General features: G+C 69.7%; 21 protein-coding genes. 7 read left to right on the top strand and 14 right to left on the bottom strand.

What is annotated here, in order from left to right; translation table 11 throughout:
• Window positions 1-3 precede the first annotated feature (3 nt).
• Window positions 4-2,241 (bottom strand): M3 family metallopeptidase, encoded by a 2,238-nt coding sequence (locus MC45_RS16815; protein ID WP_038667798.1) that lies wholly within the window; start codon window positions 2,239-2,241, stop codon window positions 4-6.
• Window positions 2,242-2,567: 326 nt separating this feature from the next.
• Here MC45_RS16815 and MC45_RS16810 point away from each other — a divergent pair, with 326 nt between their 5' ends.
• Complete coding sequence (locus tag MC45_RS16810) at window positions 2,568-3,374, top strand: TrmH family RNA methyltransferase (protein ID WP_038665627.1); 807 nt, start codon at window positions 2,568-2,570, stop codon at window positions 3,372-3,374.
• Window positions 3,375-3,396: 22 nt separating this feature from the next.
• Here MC45_RS16810 and MC45_RS16805 read toward each other — a convergent pair whose 3' ends face one another.
• The 3 genes from MC45_RS16805 to MC45_RS16795 all read right to left on the bottom strand — a co-directional run bounded on the left by MC45_RS16805 (window position 3,397) and on the right by MC45_RS16795 (window position 5,822).
• A complete protein-coding gene (locus tag MC45_RS16805) occupies window positions 3,397-4,395 on the bottom strand; it encodes an LLM class flavin-dependent oxidoreductase (protein WP_245640761.1) in 999 nt (332 codons plus the stop codon).
• A 14-nt stretch (window positions 4,396-4,409) separates the two neighbouring features.
• Complete coding sequence (locus tag MC45_RS16800; RefSeq protein WP_038665621.1) at window positions 4,410-5,324, bottom strand: ATP-grasp domain-containing protein; 915 nt, start codon at window positions 5,322-5,324, stop codon at window positions 4,410-4,412.
• Between the two features lie 285 nt (window positions 5,325-5,609).
• Window positions 5,610-5,822 (bottom strand): hypothetical protein, encoded by a 213-nt coding sequence (locus MC45_RS16795; RefSeq protein WP_038665618.1) that lies wholly within the window; start codon window positions 5,820-5,822, stop codon window positions 5,610-5,612.
• 158 nt (window positions 5,823-5,980) lie between these two features.
• On the opposite strand from MC45_RS16795, the gene asd reads away from it, so the two are divergent.
• A complete protein-coding gene (gene asd / locus MC45_RS16790) occupies window positions 5,981-6,823 on the top strand; it encodes an archaetidylserine decarboxylase (RefSeq protein WP_342666997.1) in 843 nt (280 codons plus the stop codon).
• 18 nt (window positions 6,824-6,841) lie between these two features.
• Here asd and MC45_RS16785 read toward each other — a convergent pair whose 3' ends face one another.
• The 6 genes from MC45_RS16785 to MC45_RS16755 form a co-directional block, all read right to left on the bottom strand.
• A complete protein-coding gene (locus MC45_RS16785; protein WP_038665615.1) occupies window positions 6,842-7,420 on the bottom strand; it encodes a class I SAM-dependent methyltransferase in 579 nt (192 codons plus the stop codon).
• A complete protein-coding gene (locus MC45_RS16780) occupies window positions 7,417-8,064 on the bottom strand; it encodes a PIG-L deacetylase family protein (RefSeq protein ID WP_038665612.1) in 648 nt (215 codons plus the stop codon). Before MC45_RS16780 ends, MC45_RS16785 begins: the two co-directional genes overlap by 4 nt.
• Window positions 8,061-9,050, bottom strand: a complete 990-nt coding sequence (locus MC45_RS16775) for an acyl-CoA dehydrogenase family protein (RefSeq protein ID WP_179944550.1) — start codon at window positions 9,048-9,050, stop codon at window positions 8,061-8,063. The genes MC45_RS16780 and MC45_RS16775 overlap by 4 nt, the downstream gene beginning before the upstream one ends.
• Window positions 9,047-10,054, bottom strand: coding sequence for a glycosyltransferase family 2 protein (locus MC45_RS19050; RefSeq protein WP_169742558.1), 1,008 nt, complete (start codon window positions 10,052-10,054; stop codon window positions 9,047-9,049). The genes MC45_RS16775 and MC45_RS19050 overlap by 4 nt, the downstream gene beginning before the upstream one ends.
• A gap of 319 nt (window positions 10,055-10,373) precedes the next feature.
• Entirely contained in the window at window positions 10,374-11,393 is a 1,020-nt protein-coding gene (locus tag MC45_RS16760; RefSeq protein WP_081974492.1) for an outer membrane protein assembly factor BamB family protein, read from the bottom strand.
• A 79-nt stretch (window positions 11,394-11,472) separates the two neighbouring features.
• A complete protein-coding gene (locus tag MC45_RS16755) occupies window positions 11,473-12,375 on the bottom strand; it encodes an SDR family oxidoreductase (protein ID WP_038665609.1) in 903 nt (300 codons plus the stop codon).
• A gap of 94 nt (window positions 12,376-12,469) precedes the next feature.
• Between MC45_RS16755 and MC45_RS16750 the strand changes: the two genes are divergently transcribed.
• From MC45_RS16750 to MC45_RS16740, 3 genes are all read left to right on the top strand, one after another.
• On the top strand, window positions 12,470-13,336 hold the full coding sequence (locus MC45_RS16750) for a helix-turn-helix transcriptional regulator (protein WP_038665606.1): 867 nt from the start codon (window positions 12,470-12,472) through the stop codon (window positions 13,334-13,336).
• Between the two features lie 39 nt (window positions 13,337-13,375).
• Window positions 13,376-15,118 carry an adenylyl cyclase gene (locus MC45_RS16745; RefSeq protein ID WP_245640760.1) on the top strand — a complete coding sequence of 581 codons (1,743 nt, stop codon included), beginning with the start codon at window positions 13,376-13,378 and terminating at the stop codon, window positions 15,116-15,118.
• 133 nt (window positions 15,119-15,251) lie between these two features.
• A complete protein-coding gene (locus MC45_RS16740) occupies window positions 15,252-16,133 on the top strand; it encodes an alpha/beta hydrolase (protein WP_038665603.1) in 882 nt (293 codons plus the stop codon).
• Window positions 16,134-16,165: 32 nt separating this feature from the next.
• Here the strand turns inward: MC45_RS16740 and MC45_RS19865 are convergent, their stop codons facing one another.
• Window positions 16,166-16,414: a DUF3253 domain-containing protein gene (locus tag MC45_RS19865; protein ID WP_038667777.1), complete on the bottom strand. Its 249-nt coding sequence runs from the start codon at window positions 16,412-16,414 to the stop codon at window positions 16,166-16,168.
• A gap of 252 nt (window positions 16,415-16,666) precedes the next feature.
• Here MC45_RS19865 and MC45_RS16730 point away from each other — a divergent pair, with 252 nt between their 5' ends.
• The gene (locus MC45_RS16730) at window positions 16,667-17,263 is read left to right on the top strand and encodes an FKBP-type peptidyl-prolyl cis-trans isomerase (RefSeq protein WP_038665600.1); all 597 of its coding nucleotides are present in this window, start codon (window positions 16,667-16,669) and stop codon (window positions 17,261-17,263) included.
• A 101-nt stretch (window positions 17,264-17,364) separates the two neighbouring features.
• Window positions 17,365-18,549 (top strand): alpha-hydroxy acid oxidase, encoded by a 1,185-nt coding sequence (locus MC45_RS16725; RefSeq protein WP_038665598.1) that lies wholly within the window; start codon window positions 17,365-17,367, stop codon window positions 18,547-18,549.
• Here MC45_RS16725 and MC45_RS16720 read toward each other — a convergent pair.
• The 3 genes from MC45_RS16720 to MC45_RS16710 all read right to left on the bottom strand — a co-directional run bounded on the left by MC45_RS16720 (window position 18,535) and on the right by MC45_RS16710 (window position 26,209).
• Window positions 18,535-20,457, bottom strand: coding sequence for an alpha-L-fucosidase (locus MC45_RS16720; RefSeq protein ID WP_038665596.1), 1,923 nt, complete (start codon window positions 20,455-20,457; stop codon window positions 18,535-18,537). The two genes, MC45_RS16725 and MC45_RS16720, sit on opposite strands and share 15 nt — an antisense overlap.
• Before the next feature lie 36 nt (window positions 20,458-20,493).
• Window positions 20,494-22,896 (bottom strand): glycoside hydrolase family 95 protein, encoded by a 2,403-nt coding sequence (locus MC45_RS16715; protein WP_052075733.1) that lies wholly within the window; start codon window positions 22,894-22,896, stop codon window positions 20,494-20,496.
• A 76-nt stretch (window positions 22,897-22,972) separates the two neighbouring features.
• Entirely contained in the window at window positions 22,973-26,209 is a 3,237-nt protein-coding gene (locus tag MC45_RS16710; RefSeq protein WP_038665594.1) for a TonB-dependent receptor, read from the bottom strand.
• Between the last annotated feature and the right edge of the window lie 90 nt (window positions 26,210-26,299).

The following is a 26,299-nucleotide window of genomic DNA, read 5'->3' as shown; positions in this document are numbered from 1 at the left end:
GGCTCAGCCCCCCGTCTTGCCCGTCGCGGGCTTGGCGGACGGGGCGGCCGGCACCGTGCCGTCGCTGACCGGCGGCGTCGCCGTGTCCACCGCGATGCGCGAACCGTCGGCGTTGAGGCCGAGATCGTTCAGCAGCGGCCCGACCTGCGGGTCGGCACCGTTGAAGGTGCGGAACATCGGCGCGTAATCCTCGGTATGGCCCTTCGACAGGATCAGGTCGCGGAAGCGCTGGCCGTTGGCGCGCGTCATCCCGCCGTGCTGCTCGAACCAGTTGAACGCGTTCGCGCTCAGCATCTTGGTCCAGCTATAGGCGTAATAGCCCGCCGAATAGCCGTTGCCCCAGATGTGGAGGAAATAGCTCGAGCGATAGCGCGGCGGCACGTCGGCGACGTCGAGACCGGTGGCGGCGAGCGCCTGCGTCTCGAACGCATCGGGGTTCTGCTTGCCCTGTGCCGCGGTCAGCGAATGCCAGCTCATGTCCATCTCCGCCGCGGCGAGCGCCTCGCCGAACGAATAGCCCGAGTTGAACGTGCCGGCGCGCTTGATCTTGTCGACCAGCGCCTGCGGAATGACCTGTCCGCTGCGGTAATCGACCGCATAATGCGGCAGCACCTTGGGATCGAGCGCCCAATGTTCATTGAACTGCGACGGGAATTCGACGAAGTCGCGCGCGGTGTTGGTGCCCGAGACGCTGGGATAGGTCTGGTTGGCGAACAGGCCGTGCAGCGCATGGCCGAATTCGTGGAACATCGTCGTCACGTCGTCGAAGCTGATCAGCGCCGGCTGCCCCGCCGAGGGCTTGGTGAAATTGCCGACGTTGTAGATGACCGGCTTCGTCCCCAGCAGCTTCGACTGGTTGACGAAGTTCGACATCCACGCGCCGCCGTTCTTGTTGTCGCGCTTCCAATAATCGAAATACATCAGGCCGACCGGCGTGCCGTCGGCCTCGTCGACTTCGTAGACCATGACGTCGGGCTGATAGACCGGAATGTCGGTGCGGCGCTTGAAGGTCAGGCCGTACAGCTGGTTGGCGGCGTAGAAGACGCCGTCGGTCAGCACCTTGTTGATCTCGAAATAGGGCTTCAGCTGGTCCTGGTTGAGATCGTATTTTGCCTTGCGGACCTGTTCGGAATAGAAGTCCCAGTCCCACGGCTTGAGCGCGAAGTTGCCGCCGGTCGCCTTGATCTGCGCCTGCAATTCGGCCGCCTCGCGGCGCTGCTCGGCGGCCACCGGCGTACCGAGCTGCTGCATGAAGCCGAGCGCGGTCTTCGGCGTCTTCGCCATCTGGTCCTGCAGCACGTAATCGGCCCAGGTCGGGAAGCCGAGCAGCTTTGCCTTCTGCGCGCGCAGCAGCGCGATCTGCGCGATCGTGTCGCGCGTGTCGTTGGCGTCGCCCTTCGCCGCCCGGGTCCAGCTCGCGTTGAACAGCGCCTCGCGCGTCGCGCGATCCGTCAGCGTGGCGAGTTCGGGCTGCTGCGTCGTGTTCTGGAGCGTCAGCACGTATTTGCCCGCCAGCCCGCGCGCCTTGGCGGCGTCGGCCGCGGCGGCGATCTCGCCGTCGGACAGGCCGGCGAGCTTCGCCTTGTCGTCGACCACCAAGGCGCCCGCCTTGGCGGCGGCGAGCAGCTTCTGCTGGAACGCGGTCTCCAGCGTCGAGAGCTGGCTGTTGTAGCGGCTGAGCGTCAGCTTGTCGGCCGGCGACAGCTGCGCACCGGCGCGGACCATGTTCTGATAGGTGAGCGTGAGGACCTGCAGCTGCTCCGCGTCGAGGCGGAGCGACTGGCGCTGGTCGTAGATCGTCTTGACGCGCGCGAACAATGCCGGGTCGAGGTTGATCGCGTCCTGATGCGCGGCGAAGGCGGGCGCGAGGTCGGCCTGGGTCTTCTGGAGCGTGTCGTCGGTATTGGCGCCGACCACGCCCGAGAAAGCGAGGCTCGCGCGCTCGAGCAGGCGACCCGACCGCTCCATCGCGGCGATCGTGTTCTCGAACGTGGGGGCGCTGCGGGCGCGGGTGATCGCGTTGATCTCCGCCCGCTGCGCGGCCATGCCGGCGAGCAGGGCCGGCGCATAGTCGGTACTCTTGATCCGGTCGAACGGCGGCGCCTCGAACGGCCGCGTGCTCGCCTGCGCGAACGGGTTGGTCGCGGGCAGAGCGGCGGATGCGGCGGCGGGTGCATTGGTCTGGGCGAAGGCCGTCGTCGACAGCAACATCATCGTGGCAGTGGCGGCAAACAGGCGCATGGATGGTCCGATCAACAGGGTATGGCGCGCGTGATGCATCCGCCGTCATCGCCGATCAATGGGGCGGCGGCGAAACGCGTTGCCGGGGGCACGTATTTTGCGTTTTCTCGCCGCGAGGTTCGATCGATGACCTCACCATACCCGTCACCCCGGACTTGTTCCGGGGTCCACCGGGCCGCAGGAGAACGGTGCCGTCTCAAGCCTTTCTCCTCGCCGCGGAGTGGACCCCGGAACTAGTCCGGGATGACGGGGTGAGTTGCGGAGCAAGAGGCCAACACCGATGCCCACATGCTCTAGCCGCCCCGTTCGTAGCCGGGTAACCGTCCATGCCGATGCTCATCGAAATCCACGACCCCGACGATCCCAGGATCGAACCCTATCGCGACATCCGCGAGCGCGACCTCGTCGGGCGGGCCGGGCTGTTCGTGGCGGAAGGCAAGGTGGTCGTCGAGAAACTGGTCGGGAGTGCGCTGCACCGCCCGCTCTCCCTGCTGATCGCGGCGAAGCGGCTCGACGCGCTGCGGCCGCTCGTCGCACAGCTTGGCGACGACGTGCCGGTGTTCGTCGCCGCGCAGCCGATGCTCGACGCCATCGCCGGCTTCGCGATGCACCGCGGCATCCTGGCGATCGGCCGGCGCACCGACGTGCCCGACGCCGACGCGCTGCTCGCCCGCCAGCGCGGCGACGGCGACGTCCTGCTGCTGTCCGGCATCGCCAACCACGACAATATCGGCGGCATCTTCCGCAACGCCGCCGCTTTCGGGGCGGCGGCGGTGCTGCTCGACGCGGAGTGCTGCGACCCGCTGTACCGCAAGGCGATCCGGGTGTCGGTCGGCGCGACGCTGCTGGTCCCCACCGCCCGGCTGGCGCGCGACGAGGACGCGCTCGCGCTGCTCGACCGCCACGGCTTCGCCCCGGTCGCGCTCAGTCCCGCCGGAGCGACGGAACTCGCCGACTGGCGGCCGGGTCCGCGCAACGCCATGCTGCTCGGCGCCGAGGGGCCGGGCCTGTCGCCGGACATCCTCTCTCGCGCGCGCAGCCTGCGTATCGCGATGACGGCAGGGTTCGATTCGCTGAACGTCGCGACGACGTCGGGGATCGTGCTGCACCATCTGGCGACGGCGCGGCGCTGACCCCGCCGGCGGCGATCGCGCCTCACGCCGTGCCCATCACCTGCACCGCGAACCGCTCCATCTCCTCGGCCTGCGGGCTCATCTGGAGCAGCAGCAGGTCGAGCCCCGCCGCCTCATATTCGGCGATCCGCTCCTTGAGCTGTTCGGGCGTGCCGACCAGATTGGGCCGCAGCCCGCGGTTGGACACCGAATATTCCTGGACCTGCAAGTCGCGCTCCAGCTGCGTGCCCGACAGCCATTGGTCGAAATTGTCATATCCCGCGGGCAAATCGGTGACGGTGGTGATCCGCTCCAGCTCGCGCTTCGCCTCCGCCTCGCTGTCGCGGACGATCGCATAGGCGGCCATCCCGAATTGCATCGGCGGTCCGCCCGCACGCTGGCGGCGCGCGCGCATGTCGGCGATCTTCGGCGCGACCGCCGCGACGGGATCGCCGTGCATGACATAGGCGTCGCAGCGCGCCGCGATCATCGTCTTGGCTGCCTCGCTCTCGCCGCCGGCATAGACGACCGGCCGCCGGACCGGCTTGGGCGCGCAGATCGCGTTCTCCGTCCGGTAGAACCGCCCCTCGAAGCTGAACCGCGGCTCGGTCCACAGTCCGTCGACGACGCGCAGCCATTCGTCGGTGCGCGCATAACGGTCGTCGTGCTGGTCGAACTGCAATCCGTATTGCCGTGCCTCGTCCGCCCACCAGCTCGACACGACGTTGAGCGCCAGCCGGCCGCCGGCGATCTGGTCGATATTCGCCGCGGCCTTGGCGAACAGCGCCGGATGGTGGAAATTGGGGCGGACCGCGACCATCAGCTCGATCCGTTCGGTGACCGCCGCCAGCGCCGCCGCGGTCGACCAGGCGTCGAGCGCGGGCTGCTCGATCCCTTTGATGTCGTTGAGGTTGAGCTCCGCGATCAGGGTGAGGTCATAGCCCCAGCGCTCCGACGCCTGGGTCAGCCGCTTGGCATAGTTCCAGCTCGCCGCCATGCCCTCGTCGGGGACGTTGCGCAGCCAGCCGCCGAAGACGGGCATCCAATATCCGTATCTCACTTGCTCGTCTCCGCGATGATCCCGGCCAACCAATCCACGAGCCGCGCATGCGGGTCCCAGCCGAGTATCTCGAGCGGGTTGGCGACGAAATTGGACAGGGCGTTGATGTCGTAGAAGCGCGCGACGCCGTCGCGATCGTCGACCAGCACCTCCACCCCGCCGACGTCGATCCCGGCGCGTCGTACGATCGCCTCCGCCGCCTCGATCAGCGCGGGATCGGGATCGACCCGCGTCATCGTGATCGTCGGGCGGCCGGGCACCGCGCAGGCGTCGGCGGGGCACAGGTCGAAGCTGCCGCCGCCGTCGACCTCGATCGCATAGAGGAAGCGGCCGCCGAGCGTCTCGATCCGTGTGATCGTGCCACCGCGCGCCGGCACATATTCCTGGACCAGCAGGACGCGATCGATGCTGTCGGGCACCGCGCCGTCGGCGACCGCCGCGGCGAGCGCATCGGCATCGTCATAGCGGACGATCCCGGCGCCCGACCCGCCGATATTCGCCTTGACGACGATCGGGAAGCGCAGCGCCGCCGCGGCGGCGGACAGATCGGCGGCGCGATGGACGACGCGGGTCGCCGGAATGGCGAGGCCCAGCCCCGCGATCAGCGACAATTGCCGCGCCTTGGAGGCGTCGATCGCCAGCGCGCCGGCGCCGTTCAGCACGCGCGCGCCGCGCTCCTGCCAATGCGCCAGCGCCGCCGCCGCGTGGAAGATCGGATGCTCCGGCTCGCGCAGGAAGCTCGACATGGCGATACGGTTGAACACGACGCGGGCCGGCGGCGCGGTCGCCGCGGGATCGAAGGCGAAGCCGTCGGCATGGATCGCGCGATACGCCACGCCGCGGGCGTCCAGCGCGGCGAATAACGGCGCAAACCATTGCGGATGCTCGAAAAGGATGGCGAGATCGGTCATGCCGCCGCGAATAGCGCAGAAACCATCACGCCGGGCGGCCAAAATTGTTCGTGCCGCACTAGCTATGCTTGCGCGCGCCCGGCCCCGGCGTGTCTCCGTCTGGGTGGGACGGCCGTTCAATCCAAATCCTCCCCCGCCAGGGGGAGGTGGCGCGGCGGAGCCGTGACGGAGGGGGAGGACACGGAACCGAAGTCGTCGCTTACCTCCCCCTCCGTCGTGCCTTCGGCATGCCACCTCCCCCTGGCGGGGGAGGAATTACGCGGCGCCGGTGACTGTCGATCGGCCCTAAGCGTCGCGTGGCGCGCGGGCGATCACGGCCTGCGCGGTCCGCAGGCGCGCCTTCCACGTCTTCACCGAAGGATGGCCGGCGGCGAGGCCGACCAGACGCCCCTCGATCTGCGCGACCTCGCGCTTCGCCGCGTCGAGCTCGGCGGCGGTGGGCGGCGGCTGGATGTTGGCGCGCGCATGTGCGCCGGTGCGTCCCTTGCTCTTGGTCATCGCCGGCCAGATGGTCCGGAAGGACGGGCTCGGTCAATATACATCGCACGCGTTCGCCCCGCCACGTTCGGGCGGGTCCGCGGTCCATTTCCTTCGACCTTCCCCCGTATCGCGCTAGGGTGGGCGGCCGACGTTTCGAGGTGCCGATGTCCGATCGCGTGAAGATCCTTCTCCAGCATATGCTGCCCAAGCAGCGCCTGACCGCCCTCGCCGGGCGCATCGCCGGCGCGGAGGGCGGACCGGTGACGACCCGGCTGATCCGCTGGTTCGTGCGCACCTATGCCGTCGACATGAGCGAGGCCGCGGATGCGGACGTCCGCAGCTACGCGAGCTTCAACGCTTTCTTCACCCGTCCGCTCAAGGCGGGGGCGCGGCCGATCACCGGCGCCGATTTCGCCTGCCCGGTCGACGGCGCGATCAGCCAGTTCGGCGCGATCGACGATCATCACATCGTCCAGGCCAAGGGGCATCGCTTCACCACGACCGAGCTGGTCGGCGGCGACGCGACGCTGGCCGCGCGGTTCCGCCATGGCAGTTTCGCCAATCTGTACCTCTCCCCGAAAGACTATCACCGCATCCACATGCCCTGCGACGGCACGCTGCTGCGGATGATCTACGTGCCGGGGACGCTGTTCTCGGTGAACCCGACCACCGCGCGCGGCGTGCCCAATCTGTTCGCGCGCAACGAGCGGGTGGTGTGCGTCTTCGACTCGCCGGACCACGGGCCGTTCGTCATGGTGCTGGTCGGCGCGACCATCGTCGGCAGCATGGCGACCGTCTGGCACGGCGTCGTCAATCCGCGCCGCGCGCATGGCGCATCGCAATGGGACTATGCCGGCCGGGACATCGTGTTGCGCAAGGGCGAGGAGATGGGCCGCTTCCTGCTCGGCTCGACCGTCGTGATGCTGTTCGGGCGCGGCGTGATCGCATTCGACGATGGCTGGCAGCCCGAACGACCCGTGCGCCTCGGCGAGCCGATGGGCGTCGCGCCGACCGGCTGAGCCCCCCGCCGGTCGGCTTCAGCCCGTGCAGGTCGCGACGCAGACCTGCCACCGGCGTCGCGCGCGCACGCGCCGGACGTGCCAGTGCCGCCCGGTCTGGCGGAGGAAACGCGCCTGGATACCGTCCGCATGCTGGGCGAAATCGTAGAAGTCGATCCGGTGGTGCGCCAGCACCAGCCGCCCGCCGCGCCGCAGCGCGGCCGCGACGTCGACCGCGACCCGCGCCATGTCGCGCTCCGACAGATAATAGAGCAGCTCCGCCACCACGACGGCATCGTACACACCGTGCGGGAAGGCCGCCGGCAGCGCGAGCGCGGACGCCTGCGCCCGCGGATAGCGCGCGATCGCCGCCGCGGTCAGCCGCGTGCCCTCCGCCGTTCCCTCGGTCGCGTCGAGACGCAGGGCGCGCGGCGCGATCGCCGCGCTGTTCGATCCGTTGCCGCTGGCGAGTTCCAGCACCCGGCCGATCGGCCCGGGCCCCAGCGCGTGCAGGATCGCACGGCGCTTGACCGCCTCGTCGCGGTTGCTGAACGTGCCCCAGGGATCGTCTTCGCCGGCGAATTTGCCGGCGAACCCGCCGAGATCGATCGCGGTCATCGCCGCACCTCCAGATAGGCTTCGAGGGGATGCGAGAAGGCGTCGAGTTCGTGCCGCGCGATCGTGAAGCCGGCCGGATCGTCGTCGATCGCGCCGAGCTGCGTGCGATGGACGCGGATCAGCGATCGCTTGGCCGCCGCGCCGCCGGGCATCGCGACGAGGCGCGATCCGCGCCGCAGCGGCGATTGCGGCGGCCACACCTGATAGGACAGCCGTCGCGCCCGCCCGCCGAGCCGGTGCAGCGCCGCGGCGACCGCCCGATGGTCGGGATGCGCGTCGGCGGCGGCCGGCGCGACGATGAGGTCGACGCCCGACCGCACGAGGCGGCGGAGCGCCCGCGCGAGGGGGACGCGATGCGCCCCGACCGCGCTGTCCGGCAGGCCGAGACAGCGCACCGCCCCCGCCGTCACGCCGAGGCGACGAAGCGCACGCCGCGACTCTTGATAGCGTTCCGCGATCAGGCGCGCGCGCGGCCAGCGCCGGCTGCCGGGATGCGAGGCGGCGCCGTCGCTGACGATCACCACCGACACCCGCGTGCCGCGCCGCGCCAGCGTCGCGATCAGCGCCGCCGCGCCGATGATCTCGTCATCGGGGTGCGGCGCGACCACGACGGCATGGCGCGGCCGGCCCGGACTCAGCCTCACAGCGATGGGACGAGCGCTCCGCTCGCGACCGCCGCACCGACCCGCAATCGCTGCGCATCCGGCGCCGGCTGGCGCAGATAGACCGCCAGATCGGTCAGCATCGCGGCCAGCGGGTGGTCGCGGAAATGGCCGGCGAGCCCGACCGACTGCTGCGCGAGCACGATCGCGCGTTCGGCCGCGTCGGCGACCGCCAGCCGCGCCGCCGCCACCCGCATCAGCCGCGCGTCGTTGCCGGGAGCGAACCAGTCGTCCGCGACCCGGCGGACGACGCCCGCCGCCGCCTCCGCCAGGCCATAGAGATCGGCGAGACGCGCCGCCTGGAACGGATCGCCGGCACGGTCGGTCGCGACCAGATGGTCGCGCGTCCGGTCGCACAAGCCGGCGACGCCGCCGGCGTGGACCGCGACGAAGCGCAGCGCGCCGCCGCTGAAGAACGGCTCGCGCACGTAATCCTCCGGATGACCGATGGTCGCCGCCGCGTCGATCGCCGCGCCCGCCCAGCGCACCTGATGCGTCTCGGACCGCTGCATGCCGGTCATCCGCCACCAGTCGCGATCGATCGCCGGCGGCACCGCCGCCAGATCGACCAGCAGCAGGCGGTTGCCGTCGTCCGTCTGCGCGGTCACCAGCGCATGGGTCAGCACTCCCGCCCCCGACGCATAGCTCTTGCCGCCGCTCAGCCGGCCGTCGGCGAGGATCAGCGGTTCGCCCGCCAGCCCTGCGTTCCAAACGCCGAGCATCGCGCCCGCCGCCAGCGCCGCATGCAGCCGCTCGACCTGCGCGGCGGTGCCGTAGCGCCCGACGATCTGCACCGCGTCGACATGCCCCTCCAGCAGGCGCCCGAGCGGCAGGTCGCGCCGACCCGTGGCGTAGAGCGTGGCGAGCAGCGCCAGATACGCCTCCGCCGTCTCCGGATCGCGGGGCGGGTCGCGATCCCATCCCGCGCGTGCGATCGCCGCACGCAACGCGTCTTGCATGGCGATCATGCCGCCGCCTCGCACCAGCTCGCCTCGAGCCGCGCCAGCGCATCCTCGGCTTCGTCCAGCGTCACCAGATCGGCCGCCCCCGGCGCCGCCGGCACGATCCGCATCGCGAACGCCTCCGCATTGGGGCAATCGCGCGCGACGCCGCGCACATGGTCGTCGCTCAGCCCCAGCCGCGCACCGAGAGTGGCGCAGGTCCTGCCATGATCGATCGTCGGGAAGCCGAAGCGCATTGCGGCATGCTCGCGCCACTGCCACGCCATCTGCGCGGGATGCGCGACGCGCGGCACCTCGCCGACATCCGCGGCGCGCAACGCGCTGGCCAGTCCCTGCGGCGCCCGCCCGTGCCGGCGCGACGAGGTCTCGACCAGCATCGCGCCATCGCGCCGTACCCGGAAACCGGCCCGCGCCGCATCGTCGAGCAGGGTCGCATCCTCGGCGAACGGCAGCGGGCGGAAGCCGCCGATCGCACGATACGCCGACGCCCGGACCGCCAGATTGGCGCCGCCGCTGAAATGATGCGTGTCGTGCGCCTCCCAGCTCACCGGGTCGATCAGCCGCCGATAGGCGTGCAGCCGGTTGTAATATCCCTCCAGCCGCGTCTGCGCGCCGTCGCGTGCGCCGTGGCGGCGGACGATCCGGCCCGCGACGACATCGGCATGATCCAGCGCCGCACGGCCGGCGGCGATCCAGTCCCGCTGCGGCCGGCTGTCGGCATCGGTGGTGAACAGCAGGCCGTCGGCGCCGGCCAGATGCGCCAGTCCCATCGCCATCGCCGCGCGCCGCGCAACGCCGGCGTTGGATGCCGTGCTGCCCGGCCCCACCTGCAGCAGCAACGCGAACGGCGCGCTGGCGGCGGCGTGCCGCACCACCGTCTCGCTGCCGTCGACACACCCGTCCAGATACAGGCACACGGTCGCCCCGCCCACCGCATCGAGACGGCCGAGCGCGGCGAGCAGGCCGGGCAGGGCTTGCTCCTCGTTGCGCGCGGGTACGCAAATCACCACGGACGCGGCATCAGTCAGGGATCGTCTCCAGCCAGCCGCGCGTGTCTCGGCGGGGATGCAGCGGCGGGGCGCCGCGTTGCGAAGGACATTAACCGAAAGAAATCAGACGTCTACAACCGCGATGGTCGATCCGGGGAGCGCCCATGAGGCTCGATCGCCGTCCTCACCAGATCCGTCACCCCGGCCCTGCGCCGGGGTGACGGGATAGGAGTGTCGCCGCATAGCAAAATTCCTCCCCCGCACGGGGGAGGAATTTGCCTGAACCTTGATAGGTCTTCGCGAGGATGGCTTCCTCCCAAACCCTGACCATCGATCCATCCTAGACGAGCACCGAGGCGTCGGGCGCCGCCCCCGTCGCGAACCCGCCGGCGAGCGCCCAGCGGCGCGTATCGACGATCGCCACCCGGTTGTTTTCGAGCGCGGCGTACAGCGTCTCGCCAGAGAGGTTGAGCCCCGGCGCCGCAGCATCGAGCGACAGGCGATCCTGCTCGACCAGCGTTGCCGGGTCGAGCCGCGACAGGCTCTTGTCCGCCGTGTTCGAGACGATCAGCCGGCCGTCGGCCTGCGTGACGATGCGCACCGCCTCGCCGCGCAGCGGCCGGCGCGCGCGTTCCTCCAGCGTCGTCGCGTCCAGCGCATGGATCGTCCCGCTCGGCCGGTCGATCACGTAGAGCGTCCGTTCGTCGGCGCTCAGCGTCATCCCTTCGGGCGCGGTGCCGATCCGCCGGCGGATCGGGGCAACGCCCATATCCTCGGGATCGACCATGATGACCGCGCCGCTCAACGTGTCGGCGACATAGGCGCGGGCGCCGTCGCGCCGGACGATCAGATAATGGCTGCGCGCGCCGGTGACCGGGATCAGCCGTGACGGCGCGGTATCGTTGGCGGGATCGTCGAAGCGGGCCAGCATGCTGTCCTGCTCCGACAGGACGTACAGCCGCCCACGCGCATCGACACGGACGGCGTGGAGGCGGCCGAACGGCGCCATGTCGATCGTCCGCGCCAGCGCACGCTTGTGCAGGTCGATGACCCAGATCTGGCTGCCGCCCGCGCCGGGCGCCTTCCAGCTCGCGACGCCGTAATGGCCGACATAGGCAAACCGCCCCGCCGCATCGGCGGCGATCTCATGCGGTTGCGTCCCCAGCGCGACCGTGCCGAGCCGCCTGCCGTCGGGCAGGGCGTAGAAGGCGACGCGGCCGGCGCTCTTCTCGACCAGCGCGAGCGTCCGCCCCGGCACGGCCAAGGCCTCCTGCGCCATCGCCCGTGCGCCGAGCGCGGTCACGGCGACCGCGCTCCCCGCGAGCATCCACAATCCCTGGCGACGATCGATCGGCTTCATATCCTGTCTCCCCCGGCTGAAGGATCGGACCGCTCGGCCGGTTCCCGACCGCCGGGAGAAATCGCCACACGGCGACCGGTCACGCCGGCGCGGTTGCCGAATAGTCCATCGCCGCGAGGTCGGTCAGCAGATCGGGGCCGCTCGGCATCCACCCCAGCCGGGCGCGCGTCCAGGCGTTCGACGCGATCATGTCGAGCCCGGCGAATGGCGCCATCCAGCCGAAATACAGCTCGACCTCCTCCCGCCCGATCGAGCGGACGGGCAGGCCCGCCCCCGCCCCGATCGCTTCGGCGATGGCGCGGGCGGAGACGCCGTCCTCCACCGACGCATGATAGCGCGCGCCCGGCTCGCCCTTTTCCAGCGCCAGCACGTACAGCTTCGCCACGTCGCTGATATGCGCCGCGGCCCAGCGCGTCCGCCCCTCTTCCAGATACGCCACCGCCCCGGCGCGGCGCGCCTCGGCGACCAGCGGCGTGATCAGCCCCGCCTTGGTCGTGTCGTGGACCTGCGGCAGGCGAATGGTGCGGACGTCGATGCGCCGCGCGATCAGCGCCGCGCCTGCCAGTTCGGTGGCGATGCGCGGATTGGCGTGGTGCGGGTTCAGCACGTCTTCGGTCGCCGGGCCGCCGTTCACCGGCGTGCCGATGCCGACGCCCGAGGTGATCAGGATCGGCTTGCCCGTTCCTTCCAGCGCCTCGCCCATCGCGGTGATGTTGCGCTCGTCCTTCCTGGTATTCTCGAAGAAGGTCGCGAAATTGTGATCGAACGCGCAATGGATCACCGCATCCGCCGCCGCCGCGCCGCTGGCGAGCGTCTCCGGGCGATCCAGATCGCCGCGATGCACCTCGACGCCGGCCGCCTCGAGCTGCCGCGCGCCGGCATCGGAACGGGTCAGGCCGAGCACGCGATGACCGCCGGCGAGCAGTTCGGGGATGACGTGTGAGCCGATGAAACCGGTCGCGCCGGTCAGGAATACGCGCATGGGTGATCTCCTTCTTACCCATACGGTATCGCGAGCCTTTCCAACGTGTTAAAGTAGTGACCTTATCGTGGTATACCGTTCAACAGGATCGACCATGGCCAGTGACGCGTCCAACCCGCTCGGCACCTATTTGCGCGACCGGCGCACCCGGCTCGATCCGGCGGCGTTCGGCTTCGCCGGCAGCCGGCGGCGCACGCCGGGCCTGCGCCGCGAAGAGGTGGCGAGCCGCGCCAACATCAGCCCGACCTGGTATACCTGGCTGGAGCAGGGGCGCGGCGGCGCGCCGTCGGCCGACGTGCTCGACCGCATCGCCAAGGGGCTGATGCTGACCGAGCCGGAGCGCGAGCACCTCTACATGCTCGGCCTCGGCCGCCTGCCGGAGGCGCGCTACCGGCCGGTCGACGGCATCTCGCCGCGGCTGCAGCGCGTGCTCGACGGGATGGTGCTCAGCCCGGCGATCATCAAGACCGCGATGTGGGACGTGGTCGGCTGGAATCGCGCCGCGGCGGTGCTGCTGACCGATTACGCCAAGCTGCCGCGCGAGGGCCGCAACATCCTGCGGCTGATGTTCGCCAGCGACCATGTCCGCGCGCGCAACGCGGATTTCGCCGACATCGCCCGCTTCGTGGTCGGCGCCTTCCGCGCCGACGTGGCGCGCGCGGGTGCCAGCAGCAGCGCCGAGGTCATGGCGCTGGTCGCCGAACTGTCCCGCCTCAGCCCCGACTTCGCGGCGCTGTGGCAGGATAACGACGTCGTCGCGCACGGCGAGGGCACGAAGCGCATCCATCACCCCGACGCGGGGCTGTTCGCGATGGAATTCTCGTCCTTCTCGGTCGAAGGACGGCCGGAACTCGGCATGATCATCTACAACCCCGCCACCCCCGCCGACGCCAAGCGCCTCGAACGGCTGCTATTTACGCGCGGCGATCCAGCCATCGACCTGCCGTTCGAGGATCGGTAGCGGATCATCGCGGGGAGATTTGACTTGGCGGACAACGGGTTGACCTCGAAGACGACACGGCGCGGCATATTGGCCGGCATCGCCGCCATCGGCCTCGCCCCTGCCGGCGCGAGACCGCGTGCGTCGATGGGCGACCCCGATTTCGGTCCCAACGTGCTCGTCGTCGATCCGGGCATGCCGGACGCGCAGCGCCGGATCGACGGCTGGTTCGCGCAGCAGGAACGCGCGCATTTCACCGATCGCCGTTATGCCGTGCTGCTCAAACCGGGTGAACACCGGCTCGACATCAACGTCGGCTTCTTCACCCAGGTGGCGGGCCTCGGCCTGCGCCCCGGCGACGTGACGGTCACCGGCCACGTCCATGCCGAGGCCGATTGGGCCAAGGGCATGGCGTTGGTCAATTTCTGGCGTGCGGTCGAGAATCTCGCCGTCCTTCCGCCCGATGGCGCCGACCGCTGGGCGGTCTCGCAGGCGGCGCCCTATCGCCGCGTCCACCTCGCGGGGGATCTCGCGCTGGACGACGGCGGCTGGTCGAGCGGCGGCTTCATGGCCGATTGCCGCATCGACGGCACAATCCGTTCGGGCACGCAGCAGCAATGGTTCACCCGCAGTTCGCAGATCGGCGGCTGGCAGGGCGCCAATTGGAACATGATGTTCATGGGCGTCGTCGGCGCGCCGGCCAGCAGCTTTCCCGAACCGCCGATCACCACGCTGCCGTCGGTGCCGCGCATGCGCGAGAAGCCGTTCCTCCACGTCGCCGCCGACGGCCGCTGGGCGGTGTTCGTGCCGGCGCTGCGTCGCGATGCGACCGGCATCTCCTGGCAGGGCCGGCCCGACGGCCGCGTCGTGGGGTTGGACGACTTCCTCATCGCCACCCCCGCGACGCCGATCGCGGCGATCAACCGCGCGCTGGCGACGGGGCGCCACCTGCTGCTCACCCCGGGCGTCTACCGGCTGCGCCAGCCGATCCGCGTCGTCCGGGCGGACACGATCGTCCTCGGACTGGGCCTCGCGACGCTGCTCAGCGAGGCGGGCAATGCCGCAATGACGGTCGCCGACGTGCCGGGCGTGTCGATCGCCGGCCTGCTGATCGACGCCGGGCCGCAATCCTCGCCGGTGTTGATGGAGGTCGGGCCGCGGGGCGCCGTACGCGACCACCGGGCCAATCCGACGCTGCTCGCCGACCTCTTCTTCCGGGTCGGCGGCGCCGCGATCGGCAACGCCGGCACGTGCCTGGAGATCAACAGCCATCATGTGATCGCCGACCATCTGTGGATCTGGCGCGCCGACCACGGCGATCGGGACGGTGGTCGCGTCCATGTCGGCTGGACCGAGAGCCGCGGTGAGCACGGGCTGGTCGTCAACGGCGACGACATATGCTGTTACGGGCTGTTCGTGGAGCATTTCCAAGGCTGGCAGACGGTATGGAACGGCGAGAACGGCCGCACCTTCTTCTACCAGAACGAACTGCCCTACGATCCGCCGAGCCAGCACGCCTGGCGGCCGGAGTCGCCGCGCGGCTGGGCCGCGTACAAGGTCGCCGACCGGGTCCGCCGTCACGAGGCGATCGGCATGGGCGTCTATGCGAACTTCACCGCGGACCCGACGATCGTCCTGGCGAGCGCGGTCGAGGTGCCCGACACCCCCGGCGTGCGCATCGCGAATGTGACCACCATCTCGCTCGGGGACGACAAGGGCACGATCGCCCATCTGGTGAACGATGCCGGCGCCGCCGCGCGGCCCGGCAGCATACGCCAGACGCTGCGGCGCTATCCGGACTGACGCCCGTCCGGACGCAGGCGCGGGCGCAGGCGCGGCCGGGGGCAAACGGAACGATGCCCGCCAGCGTTCGTCCTGCCCTCGCCCTCCCGCGAAAGGCCGCCATCGTGACAGTCCATCCCGTGACCCCGGCGGCATGATCCGACCGCGGGCCGTCCGCCGCCACGTCGGCGTCCTCGCCGCGCTGGGCTCGCTGGCCGCGGCGTGTTCGCCGCTGACCACCTTCGACAGGCTGGTGCCGAAGGATCGGGGCGGCGTCCGCGTCGCGAAGGACCTCGCTTATGGCGCCGCGCCGCGCCAACGGCTGGATGTCTACGCGCCGCGCAAAGCCTGCGGCCGGCCGCGACCCGTCGTGGTATTCTTCTACGGCGGCAGCTGGAACAGCGGCACGCGCGCGGGCTATGCCTTCGTCGGCCGCGCCTTGGCCGCGCGCGGCTTCGTGACGGTCGTGCCGGATTATCGACTGGTCCCCGACGTGCACTATCCCGCCTTCGTCGAGGATGGCGCGGCGGCGGTGCGCTGGGCCATCTCCCATGCCGACGCCTATTGCGGCGACGGGGGATCGGTGGTGCTGATGGGTCATTCGGCGGGCGCCTATATCGCCGCGATGCTGGCGGTGGACCCTCGCTGGCTCGGTGCCTCGCGACCCGCGGTCAAGGGCCTGGTCGGGCTCGCCGGCCCTTACGACTTCGCCCCCTTCGACGTGGCGGCCAGCCGCGCCGCCTTCGGCCAGTCACCCGATCCCGCCGCGACGCAGCCGGTCACCTGGGCCGGTGCCGGCGATCCGCCTGCATTGCTGCTCTACGGCAGCGACGACACCGTCGTGCGCCCGCGCAACAGCCAGGCATTGGCCACGAAGTTGCGCGCCGGCGGCGTGGCGGTGGACGAACGTGCCTACGCGAAGCTGGGGCATATCGGCATCCTGCTGGCGCTCGCCCGACCGTTTCGCGGTCGTGCCCCGGTGCTCGACGACGTCGCGGGCTTCGTCCAGCGGACCGTCGATACGGATCGGCGGTGATGGCGCCCGCACGGCGGAACTCGATCGCCGGTCTACGACGGCGGCGTCGCGCGACCGATGCGATAAGGCCCGTCGCGGACGGCTAGAGGCCGCCCTTTCCAGCTGAGCCGCACCTGGCCCTCCTCGACGAGACCATCGATCGCGGCATGGACCAGCGGCATCGCGTCTCGCCAAGCCTCCTTGGGCGCGATCGCGCGCGCCACCTCGCTCGGACACACCGTCGCATCCGGGGATCGCGATGCCAGCAGCGCAAGCGCCGTCTCGCGGGCGGCGACCGTCACGAGCGGCGATCGCGATCCGAGCGGCCGGCCGTCGTTGTCCGCGTCGCGCGCATTTCCCAAGGCATCGTCACAAGATCGATCGGCACTGGCACAATCATCTAACGCACAACGACGCTTGCCGGCCTCACGCCGCGTCCCGACGCCGCGCCAATGCGCGCGGTTCGTTCGTGCCACGAACAATAGCGACTTCAATACGCCGTGCGCGCGACATCGGGTTGGCGTCGATCGCCGGCCTTGCATATAGCCGGGTCCATGCCATTCCTTTCGCACGCTTCATCCCGCCTGATCCTCGCCGCGCTCCTGCCGCTGCTCGCCGCGCCGCTGCCGGCGGACGCGGCGGCGACCCGCCGCGCCAAGCCACGGGCCGCGGCACCCGCACCGGCCAAGCCGGACAATGCGATCATCGCGTTGCCGCTCAATCCCATCGTCCCGGCGGGGCAGCGGCTGTGTTCGGTGACGGCACCGTCCGGCCTGGGATCGACGGTACTGCGCGCCGGCACCGGCGCCAAACCCGCGGCAGGGGATGTCGTGCTGGTCAACTACATCGGCTATCTTGCGGCAACGGGGGCGGTGTTCGATCAAGGCATGCGCTCGCCGCTGCCGGTCAACGGCGTGATCCCCGGCTTCTCCCAGGGCCTGCAGACGATGGCCCGGTCGGGCGTCGCCCGGTTCTGCATCCCCGCCGCGCTGGGCTATGGCGCGCAGGCGTCGGGGCCGATCCCGGCCAATGCCGATCTCGTCTTCCAGGTCGAATTGCTGGACTTCAAGACCGCGGCCGAGGTCGAGAGCATGAACCGCGCGCAAGCCGCCGAACCGCCGGCGCAGAAGGACGCATCGCCGCAGCCCTGATCCCGTCCGGTCCGCGCGATCGATCGGCACGCACAGCCGCCAAGCGCTTCGGCACAGCGAAACCGGTTGTCGATCCGCGCGCTCCCGACGCAGCGTGCGGCATGACGCGACTCGAACGGGCGAACAACGTGGCCGACCTGCGGCTGATGGCGCGTCGCCGGCTGCCGCGGCCGATCTTCGACTATATCGATGGCGGTGCGGACGACGAAGTGTCGCTGCGGCGGAACGCCACCGCCTTTGCGGACTATGAATTGGTTCCAGACGTCCTCAACGACGTGTCGACGATCCGGACGGAAACCCGTATCTTCGGCCAACCCGCGCGGTGGCCGCTGATGCTGTCGCCCACCGGCCTCACCCGCATGTTCCACGGCCACGCCGAACACGCCGTCGCTCGCGCCGCCGCGCGACACGGGCTCCTCTACAGCCTCTCGACGATGGGCACGACGCGGCTGGAGGATCTCGCGCAGGCCTTCGCCGGGCCGAAGGTCTTCCAGATCTACATCTTCAAGGATCGCGGCCTCACCGCCGAATTCGTCGCGCGCTGTCGGGCGGCGGGATTCCACGGTCTCGCGCTGACGGTCGATACGCCGGTCGCCGGCAATCGCGAGCGCGACCGGGTCAGCGGCCTGTCGCTGCCGCCGAAACTGACGCTCCGCTCGTTGCTCAGCTTCGCCCTCCATCCCTCCTGGTCGCTGCCCGCGCTGACCGGATCGAGGTTCGACCTCGCCAACGTCAGCCACAAGGTCGATGCGCTGGCGGCGGGACCGATGAGCCTGTTCGATTATATCGGCGGTCAGTTCGACCGCTCGGTCGGCTGGCGCGACGTCGAATGGCTCGCCCGCGAATGGAACGGACCGCTGGCGATCAAGGGCGTGATGACGCCCGCGGATGCGCGCCGCGCGATCGACTCGGGCGCGACCGGCGTCATGATCTCCAACCACGGCGGGCGTCAGCTGGACGGCGCGCCCGCCCCGGTCGACCAGATCGAGGCGGTGCGCGACGCCGTCGGCGACGCACCGGACGTGATCTGCGACGGTGGCATCCGGCGCGGCTCGGACGTGGTGAAGGCGCTCGCCCTGGGCGCGACCGCCTGCTCGATCGGCCGCCCCTATCTGTACGGCCTCGCCGCGGGCGGCGAGCCGGGCGTCGATCGTCTCCTGACGCTGCTGCACGAGGAATTCCGCCGCACGCTGACGCTGGCGGGGATCAACGATATCGACGTGCTATCTCGCCGTCACGTCCGCCATCGGTCGGTTGCGGTGTCGTCCGGGTCACCCCGCCCGTAGAAGCTTCAGGTCGGCGATCGCCATGTGATGCGCCGAGGACGCCAGGCCGATGAAGCTGAAGCGAACATAGGCGCAGGACGTGACGGTCTCGAAAGCGATGCGCTGGGGCGAGAGGGCATTGGCGATGTTCGAAAATTCGCCGGCGCCGAGATCGCTCCAGGTCTCGCCGTCTACGCTGGCCTCGACACGATACCGCCGTGGAGGAGCGGCATCGGTCATCACCGCGCGCGATGGGGTCAGAACGAAGCCGCCGAGCCGTTGCCGATGGTCGAATTTGAGCACCACCGTCACCGCCATCGACCGATCCGCCACCGGGACCCGCCAGGACGTGCCGACATCGTCGTCGAACAGAGCCTCCACGTCCGGCCCCGACGACGAGGCAATCGACCAGGCCGACGGCGGGACGGTATCGGGCGCGCGCGGCCTCGGCAGTGCGACCGCGACCGGGGCGGTCTGGCGGAACAGAGCGATCTCGCTGATCGCCGGACAGACGGGTGCATCGGTGATCCGCAACCGCAATCGTCGTGCCTGGACGGGAGCGGCGAGGCGGACAATCCGTTGCGCGGCGATACAGGCGCCTGACGCCACCTCACGCCAGCCCGATCCCGTATCGAGATCGACGGCGAAGCGCGTGACGCGAACACCGAGCGGCAGGTATTCGCGGATGCGGATGATGTCGAAGCTGCGGCCGGGTGGAACGTCGAGCACGATTTGCGGCGTGTGTACGCCATCCGGTGTCGACCAATAGCTGTCGGGATCGCCGTCCAGCACCTTGGCCGCAGCGAAACGCACGCCGCGTTCATGATCGGCATGCGCGATCGCCCCCTTGGCCAGATCGACCGCATAGGTCGCGCGCTGCGCATCCCCGAAGGCGCGGAGCACCGCGGTATCGACGTCCGCCAGCCGGCCGCGGCGGTCGGGCGGCAGGTTGAGGATCAGATTGGTGCCGCGGGCGACCGATTCGTCATGGAGTCTGACCAGCCGTTGCGGGTCCTTGACCTTGGCGTCTTCGTCGGCGTGATAAAACCAGCCGGGGCGGATCGAGGTATTGGTTTCCGCCGGCCACCATAATGGGCCATCGCGCAGTCCGGCATTGCCCTCCGCCTGGCTGGGCTTGTGGTCGGGCATCGTCGGCCAGCAAGGATCGCCGGCGACGCCGTCCTCGTTGCCGACCCAGCGCGCATCGGAGCCGAGCGGTTCGAAGGTACAGGCGAGCGGCTGGTAACGGTGCACCAGCGCGAACATCGACGGCCAGTCGTAATAAGCGGCCGCGTCGATCGTGCGCGTCTCGCGTGCGCCGCCGTAATAGCCATCGCCGCCATTGGCGCCATCGAACCAGAATTCGAACAATCGGCCATAGCGGGTACACAATTCGACGATCTGCTTGCGGTAGTAATCGATATAGGCGGGGCGGCCATAATCGGCGTGGTTGCGATCCCAAGGCGACAGATACAGGCCGAAGGCGAGACCGGCGCGACGACAGGCCTGTTCGAATTCGCGCACGACGTCGCCCTTGCCACCGCGGAACGGGCTGTTGCGCACGCAATGCTCGGTCAGCATCGTCGGCCACAGGCAGAAGCCGTCGTGATGCTTGGCGGTCAGCACGATGCCGCGCAACCCGCCCGCCTTGGCCGCGTCGACGATCTGCTCGGCGGAAAAGTCGGTCGGATCGAACAGCGCGGGGCTTTCGTCGCCATAGCCCCATTCGCGATCGGTGAAGGTGTTGATCGAGAAATGGACGAAGGCATATTGCTCGCGCCGATGCCACGCGAGCTGCCGCGGCGACGGCGTCGCGCCATAGGCCGCGGGGGGAGCGTCCGCCGCGGCGCGCGGTGCCGCGCGGGCGGCGCCGACGCCGGCGGTGGCGAGACCGGAAGCGAGAAGGGTTCGGCGGGAGAGCGACGACATGGCTGGTCCTGATGCAGGAGGGAAGGCTCGGGACGATCAGGCCGCCCCGACGGGAATCCGGCTCAGCGTGATGCGATAGCGTCGGCCCGGCCGGGTGTGGATTTGCGTCACGCCCTGAATCGGCGCGAAGCGGAGTGCGCGGCGGTCCTGCCGTATCGCCGTCACGACGAACCCGGCCGGCGGTCGCACCGCGAGCCGGTCGCCGCCCGCGGTCACCGTCGCACGGACCACCGCCGGTCGCCACGCGATGTCCACCGCATGGCCGCCCCGCGCGCGCAGCCCGCTTATCGTGCCGCTCGCCCAGTGCGCCGGCACTGCCGGCAGCAGCGCGATGGCGTCGCCGTGGCTCTGCAGCAGCATCTCCGCGATCGCGGCGGTGATGCCGAAATTGCCGTCGATCTGAAAGACGGGGCGCGGTTGCGCCGGGTGCGTGTCGAGCAGGTTGGCGGCGACGCTATGCGCCAGAAAGGCCGACAGCGACCGTGCGGTATCGGCCGGGCGTCCGAGCCGCGCCCAGATCGCCGTCGCCCAGGCCCGGCTCCAGCCCGTGCTCGACCCGCCATGCGCCTCGCGCCGCGCCAGCGAGACCGCGCCGGCCTGCGCCAGCTGCGGCGTGCGCTGCGGATCGATCGCGGTGCCGGGATAAAGCGGATAGAGGTGCGAGACGTGGCGGTGGCCGGGGTCCTGCTCGTCATAGTCCGCCGACCATTCCTGCAACTGGCCGAAGCGCCCGACCCGATAGGGGGCAAGCCGGTCCAGCAGGCGCGACAGGCGCGCGGCGAGATCGCTGGTATCGCCGACTAGCGTCGCCGCCTCGATACAATGCGCGAACAGCTCGCGGATCAGCGCGAGGTCCATCGTGCAGCCTGCGCCGACCGCCGCGGCCTTGCCCGGCGCGGCCATGAACAGGTTCTCGGGCGAGATCGACGGTGCGGTGGTCAGTCCGTCGCCCGCCGGATCGGCGACCAGCCAGGCGGCGCAGAATTCGGCACAGCCGCGCAGCAGCGGGAAGCCGCGGTCGATGAGGAAGCGCCGATCGCCGGTGAAGCGGTAATGGTCCCAGACGTGCTGCGCCAGCCACGGCCCGCCCATCGGCCAGTTCGCCCAGTTCGGGTCGCCCTCGCGCGCGCCGACCGGATGCGTCATCGCCCACAGGTCGCTGTTGTGGTGCACGCACCAGCCCGGCATGCCGTACAGCGTCCGCGCGGTCCGGGCACCGTTCGCCGCCAGCCGCTCGATATGGTCGATCAGCGGCAGATGGCATTCCGGCAGGTTGCAGCTTTCCACCGGCCAATAGTTCATCTGCAGATTGATGTTGGTCGTGTAATTGCAGCTCCACGGCGGGCGCACCGTGGCATTCCATAGCCCCTGCAGATTGGCGGGCATGGTTCCCGCGCGCGAGCAGGCGATCATCAGATACCGGCCGAGATGGAACAGCCGCTCGGCCTGCACCGCGTCGGCATCCGCGGCGGAGAGCGACAGCGCCGTGCGGCGATAGAGCGCGCGATGATCGCGGATATGGCGGTCGAGCAGCAGCGCGAACGGCCGGCCCGCGCTCGCGGCGAGGTCGCGTCCCGCCGCCGCCACCACCGCGGCCGGTGGTGTATCGGGCAGCCGATCGAAGCCCCGGAACCCGGTCGCCGCGGCGATCCGTACGACGATCTCGTCGGCACCGCGAACGGAAACGGTATCGCCGTGCGCGACGACGATGCCGCCCCGCGCCTCGACCGACAGGATGGTCGCGAACGCCATGCCGTGACCGGGCTCGTCCGAATAGGCGATCGGATCGGGCAGGTTGCGGTAATCGGGCTCGCAGCGCGTCGGCGCCTTGCCGGTCAGCGTGAGGGTCGTGCCGTCGGCGACGGTATCGCCGCGCAACGACGTCGTCAGGCCGATCCGGCCATGCAGCGCACCCGGACGATCGGCGCTGAGGCGAAGCACGATGATCCCGTCGGGATGCGAGGCGAACAGCTCGCGACGAAAGCCGATGCCGTCGCAGCGATAGGCGACCGACGCCACCGCGCGGTCGAGGTCGAGCTCGCGCCGGTACGCGCGCGGCGGCGTGGCATGGGTCATCGCCAGCACGAGGTTCGCCATCGGCGCGTAGCTCTGGCTATAGGCGCCTTGCAGCGCTTTGCTCAGCCGGTCCGCGGCGGGCGGGTCGCCGGCGAACACCGCGGCACGCACCGCCGCCAGCTCGGCGCGCCCGTCGTGGTCGGGCGACGTCGCGGGCTGCCCCGTCCACAACGTGTCGTGGTTGAGCGAGATCGTATCGCTGGCGACGCCGCCACCCATCATCGCGCCGATCCGGCCGTTGCCGACGGGATGGCCGAGCAGCCACTCGCCGGCAGGTGCGGTCGCGACGAGACGATGGCCGCGGGTCGGCGCGCTTTCCTGCGCCAGCGCCGCGTCACCGCTGGCGAGCAGGCCCAGGATCACCGCGCCGCTTCCCCCGGCGAGCAGGTCGCGGCGCGAGACCGCCGGCGATCCGTCGTCGCCGATCGGAGAGGTCGGCCTAGAAATTGAGCGTTGCTCCCATGTTGATCGAGCGGCCGAGCGCATCATACACCGATGGCGACGTATTGACCCGCTCCGCCGCCTCGAGCGGCGGGCTGGGGCGGACTGGCGCATTGGCGTTGAGCAGATTGTTGACGACGACCCGCAGCGTCAGGCTGCGCGATACGGTGACGCTGGTGCTGAGGTCGAACACGTCATAGGCCGGCAGATATTTGTACTGGTCGGGCACGTTGGGATCGTCCGCACCGAAGATCGGATTGCCGTCGAGCCGCGAATTCTTCAGCCCCGAATTGTGCCGCCAGTTGAGCGACACCAGACCCTGCGTCCGCGCGCTGTCCGGCGAGGCGAGGGTGAAGCGGAAATTATGCTGGTAGCGGCGATAGCCCTGCCCCGCATAGGGTCCGAACAGGCCGACGACGTTGAAGTCGGTGTCGGGCAGGCCGAGGTCGCCACCCTTCGCGGTCTGCAGCGTCGCGACGTAGCTCGTCGAGAAATGCGCCCAATTTCCGACACGCGTATCGTAATTCGCCGAGAAGTTGAACCCGCGCGCATTCGTCTTGCCGAGGTTGCTGTAACCCTGGTTGATGTAGCCGCTCGACGATCCGGCATTGCTGAACAGGCTGCCGTCCGGGTTGCGGACCAGCTGGCCGCAGAAGAAGTCATAGCCGGTGTTGGCGCAGGTCTGCAGGAAGTCGATGGCGCGGTAATAGCCGATGCCGTTCTCGATCTCGATGCTGTAATAATCGGCGGTGATCGACAGGCCGCGCAGCATCCGCGGCGTCAGCACCAGGCCATAGGTATAGGTGTGCGCGATCTCCGGCGTCACCAGGCCCTGTGATCCGTTGCGCACGGTGCACAGATTGTCCGGGCATTGCGGGATCGCGCCATATTGCGCCTGGGTGACGCCCGTCTTCTGGCACACCGCGAGGCTCGCCGACGGGCTGGCGCCGGCGCAGGGATCGCCCAGCGTGTTGCTGTCGAGCGTGCCGTAACTGACCGCAGCGTTGGACGACAATTCGTAGATGCTCGGCGCGCGCGTCGCCTTGTTGTAGCTGGCGCGCAGCAGCAGATCCTCGATCGGACGCCAGCTGCCGTCGATCTTGTAGGTCGAGCGCATCTTGTCGACCCCCGAATAATTCGAGCCGCGGATCGCCGCGCCGAAACTCAGATCGCGGACGAACGGACGATCGCTGACCAGCGGCACGTTGACCTCGCCGTAGACGTCGAAGGCGTGGTTCGACAGCCGGTTCGGCGTCGATCCGAATGCCGCCTGATAGGCCGCGTCGGGATTGGAGCGATAGGTGTTGGCGCGATATTCGGTGCCGAGCGCGATGTTGATCCCCTTGGTCGAGAGCGGGCTGCGGATGCCGTACTCGCCGAGATCGCCGGTGACGTTGGCATTGCCGACCCATTGTTCGTAGCGTTCGCGGAACAGGCCGCCGCCCTCGCCATAGGACAGATAGTCGATCGCCGCCTGGCTGGGGCCGGCGGTGGAGAAGATATCGAGCGGCACGCAGCCGGGGTTGGTCGCCACCGACGCACAGGTCGCGACGCCGTTGACGTCGACGACCTGCAACGCATTGGCGACCTTGGCCGGATCGACGCGGTTGAGCTGGCGCTGCCGGTAGAGCGTGGTCGAATAGACGCCGCCGACGTCATAATGCCACGCGCTGCCGAGATCGCCGCGAACGCCGGCGACGCCGCGATAGATTTCGTTCGACGAACGCGTCACCTGCGGCTGGGTGAAGCGATAGCGCACGTCGGTGGTGACGTTGGTCGCGGTCCCCGCCGCGGTGCCGCACAGCGACTGCGCCTGTTGCGCGGACAGCAGGGGATTGTCGCAATTGATGTTATAGGCCACCGACCCGGGCTGGATCGTCGCCGGGTCCGACTGGCTGGTCGCGTTCGACTTGAGGTAGAGACCGTTGGCGTAGAGCTGGATCGCCGGCGACACTTCGTAATTGAGGAACGCCGCGCCGTTGTAGCGGGTGTTCTGGCGCTGGAAGTAGAAGGTCTCGTTGTAATTATAGCCGTTGGCGCCGGTGTAGGGCACGAAGGCGCGCGAGCCGTCGGCCGCGTTACTGAAGATCGTCCCGTTCTGCGCCGGCCCCGACAGCGCCTGGAAATAGCCCGCCGGCGTCGCCGAGGAGGGCGAGGCGCAGACCACCGTCTGCGCGGACAAGGTGATCGGACAGACCGAGAAGGACCGCGACGAGGCGAGCACCGGCTCGACCTGGCTATAGGCGCCGAAGACCGAGATATTGCCGCGCCCGTCGGCGAAATTGTGGCCGATGCTGATGTTGGCGTCGAACCGGCCGCCGTCGTTGCGCGACCCGCTGGGGACGGCGAAGCCGGCGTTGCGGGCGGCCTGCGCGGCGATATTGTCGCTGTTGTCGGCGTTGTAGAAACCGTAATTGACGTTGGCGTTGACGCCTTCGAAATTCTTGCGGAGCACGAAATTGACGACGCCGCCGATCGCGTCGGAGCCGTAGACGGCGGAGGCGCCACCGGTCAGCAGGTCGACGCGCTCGATCAGCCCGACCGGGATCACCGAAGCGTCGATCCCTTCGGTAACGCCGATCCGCTGACCGTCGATCAGCGTCAGCGTCCGGTTGGTGCCGAGCCCGTGGAAGTCGAATTGCTGGCGGCCGTTGCCGTTCGACAGGTTGGTATCGCTGTTCTTGATCGCCGGAACGCGGTTGAGCACCTCCTGCACGCTGAATGCGGATTGCAGCTTGATCTCCGCCTGCCCGACGCTCGTCACCGGCGCGGTCTCGACGAGGTTCTTGGAGCGGATGCGCGAGCCGGTGACGATCACGTCGGCGCCATCGGGCGTCACCGGGTCGGACGGCACGGCGGCCTGCGGCGCAGCGGTCGCGGCGCCCGCCTGCGTCGTCATCGCGACCGGCGTGTACGCCGCACCGCGGTTGATGACGTACACGCCCTGCGATGTCCGCGCGACGGTCAGCCCGCTGCCCTGCAACAGGCGGTCGAGTCCGGCGTCGACCGTCATGCTGCCCGCCACGGCCGGCGCGATGCGATTGCCGAGCAGGGCCTCGTCGAACACCAACTGGATACGCGCCTGACGACCGAAGGTGCGCAACGCCTGACCCAGCGATTGCGCCTTGATATCGACCTGCACGGGTCGTTGCTGGGCCAGCGCCGGCGAGGCGATCATCACGATGGCGATTGCCGCGCTGCTGACGGCGGCACCGATGCGTCGAGTCCCGATCATGTCACACCCCTCTTTTATGTTGTGGTTTTATGACGGACGACCGGACGGAATGCTCAGCAGCTTTCCAACATTTTTATAACCATTGCCGCA

The sequence above is a fragment of the Sphingomonas taxi genome (assembly GCF_000764535.1).
GTDB lineage: Bacteria > Pseudomonadota > Alphaproteobacteria > Sphingomonadales > Sphingomonadaceae > Sphingomonas > Sphingomonas taxi.
This window is presented reverse-complemented; position numbering and strand designations above follow the sequence as displayed.

What these genes read in the sequence shown, in the direction of transcription:
- MC45_RS16775 (WP_179944550.1), bottom strand. Translation starts at nt 9,050, where the DNA reads ATGATCGCCATGCAAGACGCGTTGCGTGCGGCGATCGCACGCGCGGGA.
- MC45_RS16730 (WP_038665600.1), top strand. Translation starts at nt 16,667, where the DNA reads ATGCCATTCCTTTCGCACGCTTCATCCCGCCTGATCCTCGCCGCGCTC.
- MC45_RS16810 (WP_038665627.1), top strand. Translation starts at nt 2,568, where the DNA reads ATGCCGATGCTCATCGAAATCCACGACCCCGACGATCCCAGGATCGAA.
- MC45_RS16785 (WP_038665615.1), bottom strand. Translation starts at nt 7,420, where the DNA reads ATGACCGCGATCGATCTCGGCGGGTTCGCCGGCAAATTCGCCGGCGAA.
- MC45_RS16710 (WP_038665594.1), bottom strand. Translation starts at nt 26,209, where the DNA reads ATGATCGGGACTCGACGCATCGGTGCCGCCGTCAGCAGCGCGGCAATC.
- MC45_RS16760 (WP_081974492.1), bottom strand. Translation starts at nt 11,393, where the DNA reads ATGAAGCCGATCGATCGTCGCCAGGGATTGTGGATGCTCGCGGGGAGC.
- MC45_RS16815 (WP_038667798.1), bottom strand. Translation starts at nt 2,241, where the DNA reads ATGCGCCTGTTTGCCGCCACTGCCACGATGATGTTGCTGTCGACGACG.
- MC45_RS16755 (WP_038665609.1), bottom strand. Translation starts at nt 12,375, where the DNA reads ATGCGCGTATTCCTGACCGGCGCGACCGGTTTCATCGGCTCACACGTC.
- MC45_RS16750 (WP_038665606.1), top strand. Translation starts at nt 12,470, where the DNA reads ATGGCCAGTGACGCGTCCAACCCGCTCGGCACCTATTTGCGCGACCGG.
- MC45_RS16805 (WP_245640761.1), bottom strand. Translation starts at nt 4,395, where the DNA reads ATGCCCGTCTTCGGCGGCTGGCTGCGCAACGTCCCCGACGAGGGCATG.
- MC45_RS16725 (WP_038665598.1), top strand. Translation starts at nt 17,365, where the DNA reads ATGACGCGACTCGAACGGGCGAACAACGTGGCCGACCTGCGGCTGATG.
- MC45_RS16720 (WP_038665596.1), bottom strand. Translation starts at nt 20,457, where the DNA reads ATGTCGTCGCTCTCCCGCCGAACCCTTCTCGCTTCCGGTCTCGCCACC.
- MC45_RS16800 (WP_038665621.1), bottom strand. Translation starts at nt 5,324, where the DNA reads ATGACCGATCTCGCCATCCTTTTCGAGCATCCGCAATGGTTTGCGCCG.
- MC45_RS16740 (WP_038665603.1), top strand. Translation starts at nt 15,252, where the DNA reads ATGATCCGACCGCGGGCCGTCCGCCGCCACGTCGGCGTCCTCGCCGCG.
- MC45_RS16795 (WP_038665618.1), bottom strand. Translation starts at nt 5,822, where the DNA reads ATGACCAAGAGCAAGGGACGCACCGGCGCACATGCGCGCGCCAACATC.